Raw genomic sequence first — 11761 nt, 5'->3', positions numbered from 1 at the left:
AAATCTGGCCTTTGCGCCTGAATGTTGCGGAGAAAAAGCATGGCGGGGAATGACCGCGAGCCAATAGGACGTAAGGGAAAGCCAACGCGTCCGGCGAAAGAAAAGGTGAGCCGTCGTCGCCTCAGAGATGAGGAGTATGACGATGACTACGAAGACGATTATGAGGATGATGAGCCAATGCCGCGTAAAGGGAAAGGCAAAGGGCGGAAGCCTCGTGGTAAGCGCGGCTGGTTCTGGCTGCTGCTGAAGCTGTTTATTGTTTTTGTGGTGCTGATCGCGATCTACGGCGTGTATCTGGATCAGAAGATCCGCAGCCGTATTGACGGGAAAGTCTGGCAGTTACCTGCGGCAGTCTATGGCCGTATGGTGAACCTTGAGCCGGATATGTCCATCAGCAAGAACGAGATGGTCAAACTGCTGCAGGCGACACAGTATCGTCAGGTCACGAAAATGACCCGCCCGGGCGAGTTTACGGTGCAGGCGAAGAGCATTGAGATGATCCGTCGTCCGTTCGACTTCCCGGACAGCAAAGAAGGGCAGGTGCGCGCGCGTCTGACCTTCGACGGCGATCGCCTGGAAACGATCGAGAACATGGATAATGACCGCCAGTTCGGTTTCTTCCGTCTCGATCCACGTTTGATCACCATGCTTTCGTCGGCCAACGGCGAGCAGCGTCTGTTCGTGGCGCGTAACGGCTTCCCGGACCTGCTGGTGGATACCCTGCTGGCAACCGAAGACCGTCACTTCTACGAGCACGACGGTATTAGCCTTTACTCGATTGGTCGTGCGGTGCTGGCGAACCTGACCGCCGGACGTACCGTGCAGGGGGCAAGTACCCTGACCCAGCAGCTGGTGAAGAACCTGTTCCTCTCCAGCGAACGCTCCTACTGGCGTAAAGCCAACGAAGCGTATATGGCGGTGCTGATGGATGCCCGTTACAGCAAGGATCGTATCCTTGAGCTGTACATGAACGAGGTGTACCTCGGTCAGAGCGGTGATAACGAAATCCGCGGCTTCCCGCTGGCGAGCCTGTACTACTTTGGCCGTCCGGTGGAAGAGCTGAGCCTTGACCAGCAGGCGCTGCTGGTGGGCATGGTGAAAGGGGCGTCCATCTACAACCCGTGGCGTAACCCGAAACTGGCGCTGGAGCGTCGTAACCTGGTGCTGCGTCTGCTGCAACAACAGCAGGTGATCGATCAGGAACTGTACGACATGCTGAGCGCGCGTCCACTCGGCGTTCAGCCGCGCGGTGGCGTGATCTCCCCGCAGCCTGCGTTTATGCAGATGGTGCGTCAGGAGCTGCAGTCTAAGCTCGGTGATAAGGTGAAAGATCTCTCCGGCGTGAAGATCTTTACCACCTTCGACTCCGTGGCGCAGGACGCGGCAGAAAAAGCGGCCGTTGAGGGCATTCCAGCGCTGAAGAAACAGCGCAAGCTGAGCGATCTGGAAACCGCGATGGTGGTGGTTGACCGTAACACCGGTGAAGTGCGCGCCATGGTGGGCGGCGCTGAGCCGCAGTTTGCGGGTTATAACCGTGCAATGCAGGCGCGTCGTTCAATTGGTTCTCTGGCAAAACCGGCGACCTACCTCACCGCGCTGAGCCAGCCGAACCAGTATCGTCTGAATACCTGGATCGCCGATGCACCGATCTCCCTGCGTCAGCCAAACGGTCAGGTGTGGTCTCCGCAGAACGATGATAAACAGTTCAGCGGTCAGGTAATGTTGGTGGATGCGTTAACGCGTTCCATGAACGTACCAACCGTTAACCTCGGTATGGCGTTGGGCCTGCCTGCTATCACCGAGACCTGGCAGAAGCTGGGCGTGCCGAAAGATCAGCTGCATCCGGTGCCGGCGATGATTCTGGGGGCGCTTAACCTGACGCCAATCGAAGTGGCGCAGGCGTTCCAGACTATCGCCAGCGGCGGTAACCGTGCACAGCTTTCTGCGCTGCGTTCGGTGATTGCCGAAGACGGTTCCGTGCTGTATCAGAGCTTCCCGCAGGCGGAGCGTGCTGTTCCGGCGCAAGCGGCGTATATGACGCTGTGGACCATGCAGCAGGTTGTGCAGCGCGGTACCGGGCGTCAGCTGGGGGCGAAATACCCGGGTCTGCATCTGGCGGGTAAAACAGGTACCACCAACAACAACGTCGATACCTGGTTTGCCGGTATTGATGGCCGTGAAGTGGTGATCACCTGGGTAGGCCGCGATAACAACCAGCCGACCAAACTGTACGGTGCGAGCGGGGCGATGTCGATTTACCAGCGTTATCTGGCAAATCAGTCTCCGGTGCCGCTGAACCTTGTTGCACCGGAAGATATCGTTGATATGGGCGTTGATGGATCCGGTAACTTTATCTGCGGTGGTGGAATGCGTACGCTGCCGGTCTGGACAACCAATCCAGACTCGCTGTGCCAGCAGAGCCAGCCAGAACAGCCGACGGGCAACCCGTTTGATCAATCTTCTCAACCGCAGCAGCCGCAGCAGCAACAGCCGCAGCAGCAGAATGAGAAGAAGGACAGCGACGGTGTCGCAGGCTGGATTAAAGATATGTTCGGCGGAAACTAACCTTGCTTACAACCCCCTTCCACGGAAGGGGGTATTTTTTTACCTGTAGCACTCATTTCGTTAACGTCGGATTGAACCCTAATTAACCTCTAAGTCTCCGTTGATTACTTCTTAAACCCTTAGTTCTTGTAGGGCCGCTTACTGCTTGCTATGCAGCCAGCGTTTCGCATATTATTCTGCGGTCATAATAATAATTCTCGTTTACGTTATCATTCACTTTTCCATCAGAGATAAACATGGCGCTTTCCAATACTGCTCAGCCAATCAACACGTCGCTGCGTAAAATCGCGGCTGTCGTAGCCACAGCGGTTGCCGGCATGTCTACTTACGCACACGCTGCCGAAACACCGAAAAAAGAAGAAACCATCACCGTCACTGCCGCACCGGCTGCGCAGGAGAGCCCGTGGGGCCCCGCGCCGACGATTGCTGCAAAACGCACCGCAACGGCAACCAAAACCGATACGCCGATTGAGAAGACCCCGCAGTCTATTTCCGTGGTGACGCGTGAAGAGATGAACATGAAGCAGCCGGGCACGGTTAAACAAGCCCTGGCCTACACGCCAAGTGTTTTCGCGACACGCGGTGCGTCTACCACCTATGACGTGGTTTCTATTCGTGGTTTTACGACCTCCAGTACCGTGAACACCAACCAGTATCTGGACGGTATGAAGCTGCAGGGGGATAACTATTCTGAAGCGTCCATGGATCCCTATTTCCTTGAACGCGTTGAGCTGCTGCGTGGTCCTACTTCCGTTCTGTACGGCAAAAGCCACCCGGGCGGCGTCGTCAGCATGGTCAGCAAGCGCCCGGCCACCGAGCCGCTGAAAGAAATTCAGTTCAAAATGGGCACCGATAACCTGTGGCAAACCGGGTTTGATTTCAGCGATGCGATTGACGATGACGGCGTGTGGGCATACCGTCTGACCGGTCTGGGGCGCAGTGAAAATGCGCAGCAGGAAATGGTGAAGTCTACCCGCTACGCGATTGCGCCTTCCTTCAGCTGGCGTCCTGATGATAAAACCGATTTTACTTTCCTGAGCAACTTCCAGAGCGATCCGGATGCGGGCTATTACGGCTGGCTGCCGCGGGAAGGCACCGTTGTGCCTTACTACGACGCCAACGGCAACGCGCATAAACTGCCGACTGATTTCAATGAAGGCGAGGAAGATAACAAGATCTCCCGTCGTCAGAAGATGGTGGGGTATAGCTTCTCGCATCAATTCGACGACACCTTCACCGTGCGTCAAAATCTGCGCTACAGCAAAATCAATACCCTTTACCGCTCTGTCTACGGCAATGGCTATATCGCCCCGGCACAAATCAGCCGCGCCTATGTCCGTTCTGATGAAAATCTGAATTCTTTCACGGTTGATACCCAGCTTCAGTCTAAATTTGCGACCGGCGCAGTTGATCATACCCTGTTAACAGGTGTCGATTACCTCCGCATGCGTAATGACATTAACGCTGACTATGGCACCGCTGATCCTATCAGCATGACGAAGCCTGATTATGGTAATCCGAATGTCGATGTTTACTACCTGTATCAGATGCTTAACCGTCAGGAGCAAACGGGCCTGTACGCTCAGGATCAGGCTGAATGGGATAAGTGGGTGCTCACGATGGGTGGCCGCTATGACTTTGCAAAAACGTCAGCCCTGAATCGCGCTAGCGGAACCACCGCGGAAATTAACGACCAGGCATTCACTTGGCGCGGGGGAATCAACTACCTGTTCGACAACGGTATCACGCCGTACTTTAGCTATAGCGAATCTTTCGAACCGATTTCGGGGACGACCCAGGACGGTAAGCCGTTCGATCCGGCTCGCGGCAAGCAGTACGAAGCGGGCGTGAAGTATGTCCCGAAAGATCTGCCTGTAGTTGTCACTGCAGCGGTGTACCAGCTGACCAAGAAGAACAACCTGACCGCCGATCCTGCGAACCCGACCAGCGGCTTTAGCGTGCAGGGAGGAGAAATCCGTTCCCGTGGCTTCGAACTGGAAGCGAAAGCGGCCGTGTCAGCCAACGTGAACGTGACGGCATCCTACAGCTACACCGATGCGGAATATACGCACGATACCTGGTATGAAGGACGTCGCCCGGCGGAAGTACCACGTAATATGGCCTCGCTGTGGGCGGATTATACCTTCCACGAAACGGCGCTGAGCGGTCTGACTGTCGGTGCGGGTACCCGTTATATCGGCAATACCGTGTCCTACTACTCCGCCGCCTCACCGAAAGCCTACGAGTCGTTTAACGTTGCGGGTTACGCGCTGGCGGATGCGACGGTGAAATACGATCTGGCACGCTTCGGAATGCCGGGCTCTTCAGTCGGCGTCAACGTGAACAACATCTTTGACCGCGAGTATGTTTCCAGCTGCTACAGCGAATATGCATGCTACTGGGGAGCAGGACGTCAGGTTGTTGCCACCGCGACCTTCCGCTTCTAATCTCTCTTCGGGCACGGTTCGCCGTGCCCTTTTTATTTAAGTTGGCTGATATGCAGGATAATCAAACGCAATCCGACACCACCTTTTCGCTCAGTAATCTCTCCTTTCGCGTACCCGGACGCACCCTGCTGCATCCGCTCTCTTTGACGTTCCCCGCAGGTAAAGTCACCGGCCTGATTGGTCACAATGGCTCGGGTAAGTCCACGTTGCTTAAGATGCTTGGACGCCATCAGCCGCCGTCGGAAGGCGATATCCTGCTGGACGGTCAGCCGCTGGAGAGCTGGAACAGCAAGGCCTTTGCCCGCAAGGTGGCGTATCTGCCGCAGCAGTTACCGCAGGCAGAAGGGATGACGGTGCGTGAGCTGGTGGCGATTGGTCGTTATCCGTGGCACGGGGCGCTTGGTCGCTTCGGCGTGGCCGACAGAGAGAAAGTGGAAGAGGCGATTGCGCTGGTAGGATTAAAGCCACTGGCGCACCGTCTGGTGGATAGCCTGTCCGGCGGTGAGCGTCAGCGCGCATGGATTGCGATGCTGGTGGCGCAGGACAGCCGTTGCCTGTTGCTCGACGAACCGACCTCTGCACTGGATATTGCCCACCAGGTCGACGTTCTGGCGCTGGTGCATCGTTTAAGCCAGCAGCGTGGGCTGACGGTGATTGCGGTACTGCATGATATCAACATGGCAGCGCGCTACTGCGATTACCTTGTGGCCTTACGCGGCGGAGAGATGATCGCTCAGGGAACGCCGTCTGAGCTGATGCATAGCGAAACGCTGGAAAACATTTACGGTATTCCGATGGGGATTTTGCCTCACCCAGCCGGGGCTGCACCAGTGAGCTTCGTCTACTGATGCTGGATTCAATCTCAATGAGCCGTCGTCGCCTGCTGATGGCGATGGCGCTGTCACCGCTGCTGTTAAAAATGAATACCGCCCGTGCCGCCGCGATAGATCCACATCGGATTGTGGCGCTGGAATGGCTGCCGGTCGAGCTGATGATGGCGCTCGGCGTCACGCCGTATGGTGTGGCGGACATTCCTAACTATAACCTCTGGGTGAACGAGCCTAAGCTGCCGGATTCCGTCATCGACATCGGCCTGCGAACGGAGCCAAACCTCGAACTGCTTACCCAGATGAAACCGTCGTTTCTGTTCTGGTCAGCGGGCTACGGTCCGTCAGAAGAGACCATGGCGCGCATTGCGCCAGGACGCGGGTTCTCTTTCAGCGACGGTAAAAAACCGCTGGCTATGGCAAAAAACTCCATTAACGAGATGGCGCATTTCCTCAATCGCGAGGCGGAGGCCAAAAAACACCTCGACGAATTTGATGCCCTGATTGACTCCCTGAAGCCGCGCTTTGCTCACCGGGGCGACCGTCCTCTACTGATGGTGACGCTGCTGGATGCCCGGCATATGCTGGTCTTCGGTAATAACTGCCTGTTCCAGGAAGTGCTCGACAGCTTCGGTATTCGCAACGCCTGGGAAGGGGAGATGACCTTCTGGGGGAGTACCGCCGTCGGCATTGATCGCCTGGCGGCATTTCGCGATGTGGACGTGCTGTGCTTCGATCACGGCAACGAGCGCGAAATGCAAACCCTGATGGCGACCCCGCTCTGGCAGGCGATGCCGTTCGTACGCGAGAAACGTTTCCTGCGCGCGCCAGCGGTGTGGTTCTACGGCGCGACGCTGTCGGCGATGCATTTTGCCCGCGTGCTGGACAACGCGATGGGAGGCAAGGCATGAGTACGCGTATTGCCCGTTTCCCGGCGCTTCTTCTGGCGCTGCTATTCCTCGTCGCGATGGCGTTGACCTGGTTCAACCTCTCGACCGAGTTACCGCGTGAACAGTGGGACGCTGCCTTTACCGCGCCGGATATCGACAATATTCAGCAAATGCTGTTCCACTACAGCCTGCTGCCGCGTCTGGCGATCTCCCTTTTAGTCGGCGCTGGTTTAGGGCTGGTGGGCGTGCTGTTCCAGCAGGTTTTACGTAACCCGCTGGCCGAACCGACCACGCTGGGGGTCGCAACCGGTGCACAGCTTGGGATCACCATTACCACGCTGTGGGCGCTACCGGGAGCATTAACCTCGCAGTTTGCAGCACTCGCGGGGGCATGCGTGGTGGGCGCGCTGGTCTTTGGCGTGGCGTGGGGTAAACGTCTTTCACCGGTCACGCTGATCCTCGCGGGTCTGGTGGTCAGCCTCTACTGCGGGGCGATCAACCAGCTGCTGGTGCTGTTCCATCACGACCAGCTGCAAAGCATGTTCATGTGGAGTACCGGGACGCTCACCCAGACCGACTGGAGCATCGTGCAGCGCCTGTGGCCACAGTTGATTGGCGGCGTGGTGCTGACGCTACTGCTGCTACGTCCGCTGACCCTAATGGGGCTGGACGACGGCGTGGCGCGCAATCTGGGTCTTGCCCTGTCGCTGGCGCGTCTGGGCACGCTGGCGCTGGCGATTGTGCTAAGTGCTTTGCTGGTAAACGCGGTCGGCATCATCGGGTTTATCGGCCTGTTTGCGCCGCTGCTGGCGAAAATGCTCGGGGCGCGTCGTTTGCTGACGCGTCTGATGCTGGCGCCACTGATTGGGGCGCTGATCCTCTGGCTTTCCGATCAAATCATTCTCTGGCTGGCGCGAGTCTGGATGGAAGTGTCTACCGGGTCGGTGACCGCACTCGTCGGTGCGCCGCTGCTGCTGTGGCTGCTGCCGCGCCTGCGCAGTATGAGCGCGCCCGCCATGGATGCGGGTGATAAGGTCCATGCTGAACGGCAGTCGGTCCTGTGGTTTAGCCTGGCGGGACTGGCGGTGCTGATCATTGCCTCGTTCGCGGCGCTCTCCTTCGGACGCGATGCCTCGGGCTGGCACTGGGCAACGGGTGATTTACTCAATGAACTGCTGCAGTGGCGCTGGCCACGTATCTTCGCTGCGCTGATCGCAGGCGTGATGCTGGCGGTAGCGGGGTGCATTATTCAACGTCTCACCGGCAACCCGATGGCAAGCCCGGAAGTCCTGGGTATCAGTTCTGGTGCGGCGTTTGGCGTGGTGCTGATGCTGTTCTTCGTGCCGGGCAATGCGTTTGGCTGGCTACTGCCAGCCGGAAGTATCGGTGCGGCGGTCACGCTGATGATTATCCTGATTGCTGCCGGTCGCGGCGGATTTTCACCTCACCGTATGCTGCTGGCCGGGATGGCGCTGAGCACCGCCTTCACGATGCTGCTGATGATGCTGCAGGCCAGCGGCGATCCGCGTATGGCGAAGATCCTGACATGGATTTCTGGCTCAACCTACAATGCCACCGGCAGTCAGGTTGTCTGGTCAGGGATCGTCATGATAGCGCTGCTGGCGGTGGTTCCGCTGTGCCGCCGCTGGATGACCATCCTGCCGCTTGGCGGTGAAACCGCGCGCGCGGTGGGGATGGCGCTGACGCCAGCGCGCGTGGCGCTGCTGCTGCTGGCTGCGTGCCTGACGGCGACGGCCACCATGACGATTGGACCGCTGAGTTTTGTGGGGTTAATGGCGCCACATATTGCCAGAATGATGGGCTTCCGCCGGACGATGCCGCATATCGTGATGTCGGCCCTGACGGGCGGGGTGATGCTGGTGTTCGCGGACTGGTGCGGAAGAATGGTGCTGTTCCCGTATCAGATCCCTGCGGGTCTGCTATCGACCTTTATCGGTGCGCCGTACTTTATTTATCTGTTGAGAAAGCAGAGCCGGTAGTCAGGTGCGGCCTGATGCCCTCACCCCGGCCCTCTCCCACGGGGAGAGGGAGAACATCGTAGGCCGGGTAAGCGTGAGCGCCACCCGGCAATGCCCTTACAGCTTCGCAAACACCTTACGTGCCGCGTCGATGGTGTTGTTGATATCTTCTTCACTGTGCGCAACGGACATAAAGCCCGCTTCGAACGCTGATGGTGCCAGGTACACGCCCTCATCCAGCATCAGGTGGAAGAAGCGCTTGAAGCGTTCAACGTCGCACTTCACCACGTCCTGATAGCAGGTCACGGTTTTCGCCTCGGTGAAGAAAATCCCGAACATCCCGCCCACGTGGTTGACCACCAGAGGAATACCGGCCTCATCTGCCGCTTCCAGCAGACCGTTTGCCAGCTGCGTGGTCAGGTCGGTCAGGGTTTCGTGAATACCCGGCTGAGCCACTTCGGTCAGGCAGGCGAAACCCGCTGCCATCGCGATGGGGTTGCCCGAGAGCGTTCCCGCCTGGTAAACCGGACCGGTTGGTGCCAGCGCTTCCATGACGTCTTTACGACCACCGAATGCCCCGACCGGCATGCCGCCGCCGATGATTTTGCCGAGGCAGGTGAGGTCTGGCTCAACGCCGTAGTAAGACTGAGCACCCGCCAGCGCCACGCGGAAGCCGGTCATCACTTCATCGATGATCAGCAGCGCGCCGAACTCGTCGCACAGGGCGCGCAGGCCCGGCAGGAAGTCAGGCTGCGGTGGGATGCAGTTCATGTTGCCCGCAACCGGCTCAACGATGATGCAGGCGATCTCCTGCGGATACTGCTCGAACGCTGCGCGAACGGTGTCCAGATCGTTGTAGGTACAGGTCAGGGTATGCTTAGCGAAATCGGCCGGTACGCCCGGCGAGTTTGGCTGGCCGAGCGTCAGCGCGCCAGAGCCCGCTTTCACCAGCAGACAGTCGGCGTGACCGTGGTAGCAACCTTCGAATTTGATGATTTTATCGCGACCGGTAAAACCTCGCGCCAGACGAATGGCGCTCATGGTGGCTTCGGTGCCGGAGTTCACCATACGTACCATGTCCATGGTGGGAACCAGTTCGGTCACCAGCTCCGCCATTTTGACTTCCATTTCGGTTGGCGCACCAAAGCTCAGGCCGCGCTGAGCCGCTTCAATCACAGCGTTACGAATGGTTGGGTGGTTGTGCCCCAGCACCATCGGGCCCCAGGAGCCGACATAATCGATATAGGCTTTGCCATCGACATCATACAGATACGCGCCGTCAGCACGTTCGATAAACAGCGGCGTGCCGCCCACGCCGGTAAAGGCGCGCACAGGTGAGTTCACGCCACCCGGAATAAGCTCGCGGGCTGCACTGTAGAGGTTTTCAGACTTGCTCATGGCGTCGTTCCTGGTTCGTATAAAATGATTAAGCACACTATTCTAAGTGATTCGGGGATGGTTATGAAATTTTTACCCTGGCAATGCTTTAAGATTTGTTAAGTAATTTTCAGGAGACGTTGGGGCGGTCTCTGGTAAAATCCTGACGGCGATTTGTATGACGAAAAGAACAGGCAATGAAATCAGACTCACCCTCATTTGAAGAACAACAGTTTGCGCGCGCGCGACACCGTATCAGCATCCGACGACTGCTCAATCGCGACAAGACGCCGCTGGCGATTCTGCTGGGCGCTGCCGTGGTGGGAACGCTGGCGGGGCTGGTGGGCGTCGCGTTCGAAAAGGCCGTCAATGGCGTGCTTAACTGGCGTATTGGCACCGTTGCGAGTTATGCCGATCGCGAATGGCTGGTCTGGATCCTGGCGTTTGGTTTATCTGCACTGCTCGCCATGGTGGGCTATTTTCTGGTGCGAAAATTTGCCCCGGAAGCGGGCGGTTCAGGGATCCCGGAAATAGAAGGGGCACTCGAAGAGCTGCGTCCGGTCCGCTGGTGGCGCGTGCTTCCCGTGAAGTTTATCGGTGGGTTAGGCACGCTGGGTGCGGGAATGGTGCTCGGGCGCGAAGGGCCGACCGTACAACTGGGCGGTAATGTTGGCCGTATGGTCAGCGATCTGTTCAGGATGCGCAGTGCTGAAGCCCGCCATACGCTGCTGGCAACCGGTGCCGCCGCAGGGCTTTCCGCCGCGTTTAATGCCCCGCTGGCGGGGATCCTGTTTATTATCGAAGAGATGCGCGCTCAGTTTCGCTATAACCTGATCTCGATAAAAGCGGTGTTTACCGGGGTGATTATGTCGAGTATCGTCTTTCGCCTTTTCAATGGCGAAGGGGCGGTCATCGAGGTCGGGAAGCTCACCAATGCGCCGGTCAATACGTTGTGGCTGTATCTGATCCTCGGCATGATTTTTGGCATTGTTGGTCCGCTGTTTAACAGCCTTATTTTACGTGCTCAGGACATGTTCCAGCGGATCCACGGCGGCAACACGACCAAATGGGTGCTGGTGGGGGGGCTGCTCGGCGGCATGTGTGGGGTTCTGGGCTTTATCGAACCCAACGCGGCAGGTGGCGGTTTTGGGCTTATCCCCATTGCGGCGGCGGGAAATTTCAGCATTGGTCTTTTGCTGTTCATGTTCATCTCGCGGGTGATCACTACCGTGCTCTGCTTCTCCTCCGGCGCGCCCGGCGGCATTTTTGCCCCGATGCTGGCGCTGGGCACGCTGCTGGGAACCGCTTTTGGCATGGCGGCGGCTGTGGGTTTCCCGGCCTATCATCTTGAAGCCGGGACGTTTGCCGTCGCCGGAATGGGGGCGCTGCTCGCCGCGTCCCTGCGTGCACCCTTGACCGGGATCGTGCTGGTGCTTGAGATGACGGACAATTACCAGCTCATTTTGCCAATGATCATTACCTGTCTCGGCGCGACACTATTAGCCCAATTCCTGGGTGGAAAACCGCTATACTCCACCATTCTTGCACGGACCCTGGCGAAACAGGAGGCTGAACGGGCCTCAACGCAGAATACTTGAATGAATTACCAGGGTATTAGATAATGAAAAAAAGAATTGGGTGATTTTTACCCAATAGCAGTATGCAGTATTCATGGG

7 protein-coding genes are annotated in these 11761 nt (G+C 57.8%); 6 read left to right on the top strand and 1 reads right to left on the bottom strand.

The features are described from left to right. Positions 1–39 precede the first annotated feature (39 nt). The 5 genes from mrcB (at position 40) to fhuB (ending at position 8729) form a co-directional block, all read left to right on the top strand. Positions 40–2565, top strand: coding sequence for a bifunctional glycosyl transferase/transpeptidase (gene mrcB / locus ENTMO_RS0102215; protein ID WP_010426765.1), 2526 nt, complete (start codon positions 40–42; stop codon positions 2563–2565). A 236-nt stretch (positions 2566–2801) separates the two neighbouring features. Then, on the top strand, positions 2802–5012 hold the full coding sequence (gene fhuA / locus ENTMO_RS0102210; RefSeq protein WP_010426764.1) for a ferrichrome porin FhuA: 2211 nt from the start codon (positions 2802–2804) through the stop codon (positions 5010–5012). Positions 5013–5062: 50 nt separating this feature from the next. Beyond that, positions 5063–5860: a Fe3+-hydroxamate ABC transporter ATP-binding protein FhuC gene (gene fhuC, locus ENTMO_RS0102205; RefSeq protein ID WP_010426762.1), complete on the top strand. Its 798-nt coding sequence runs from the start codon at positions 5063–5065 to the stop codon at positions 5858–5860. Next, positions 5860–6750, top strand: coding sequence for a Fe(3+)-hydroxamate ABC transporter substrate-binding protein FhuD (gene fhuD / locus ENTMO_RS0102200; protein WP_029484922.1), 891 nt, complete (start codon positions 5860–5862; stop codon positions 6748–6750). Before fhuC ends, fhuD begins: the two co-directional genes overlap by 1 nt. Beyond that, a complete protein-coding gene (fhuB, locus tag ENTMO_RS0102195; RefSeq protein WP_010426758.1) occupies positions 6747–8729 on the top strand; it encodes a Fe(3+)-hydroxamate ABC transporter permease FhuB in 1983 nt (660 codons plus the stop codon). Before fhuD ends, fhuB begins: the two co-directional genes overlap by 4 nt. Positions 8730–8825: 96 nt before the next feature. Here fhuB and hemL read toward each other — a convergent pair whose 3' ends face one another. After that, complete coding sequence (gene hemL, locus ENTMO_RS0102190; RefSeq protein ID WP_010426756.1) at positions 8826–10106, bottom strand: glutamate-1-semialdehyde 2,1-aminomutase; 1281 nt, start codon at positions 10104–10106, stop codon at positions 8826–8828. A 176-nt stretch (positions 10107–10282) separates the two neighbouring features. On the opposite strand from hemL, the gene clcA reads away from it, so the two are divergent. Beyond that, positions 10283–11683: a H(+)/Cl(-) exchange transporter ClcA gene (gene clcA, locus ENTMO_RS0102185; protein WP_010426754.1), complete on the top strand. Its 1401-nt coding sequence runs from the start codon at positions 10283–10285 to the stop codon at positions 11681–11683. Positions 11684–11761 lie beyond the last annotated feature (78 nt).

It is taken from the genome of Enterobacter mori LMG 25706 (assembly GCF_000211415.1).
Lineage (GTDB): Bacteria > Pseudomonadota > Gammaproteobacteria > Enterobacterales > Enterobacteriaceae > Enterobacter > Enterobacter mori.
Note: the sequence above shows the minus strand (reverse complement) of the source record. Positions and strands in the feature narration are given on the sequence as shown.

What these genes read in the sequence shown, in the direction of transcription:
- mrcB (WP_010426765.1), top strand. Translation starts at nt 40, where the DNA reads ATGGCGGGGAATGACCGCGAGCCAATAGGACGTAAGGGAAAGCCAACG.
- fhuA (WP_010426764.1), top strand. Translation starts at nt 2,802, where the DNA reads ATGGCGCTTTCCAATACTGCTCAGCCAATCAACACGTCGCTGCGTAAA.
- fhuC (WP_010426762.1), top strand. Translation starts at nt 5,063, where the DNA reads ATGCAGGATAATCAAACGCAATCCGACACCACCTTTTCGCTCAGTAAT.
- fhuD (WP_029484922.1), top strand. Translation starts at nt 5,860, where the DNA reads ATGCTGGATTCAATCTCAATGAGCCGTCGTCGCCTGCTGATGGCGATG.
- fhuB (WP_010426758.1), top strand. Translation starts at nt 6,747, where the DNA reads ATGAGTACGCGTATTGCCCGTTTCCCGGCGCTTCTTCTGGCGCTGCTA.
- hemL (WP_010426756.1), bottom strand. Translation starts at nt 10,106, where the DNA reads ATGAGCAAGTCTGAAAACCTCTACAGTGCAGCCCGCGAGCTTATTCCG.
- clcA (WP_010426754.1), top strand. Translation starts at nt 10,283, where the DNA reads ATGAAATCAGACTCACCCTCATTTGAAGAACAACAGTTTGCGCGCGCG.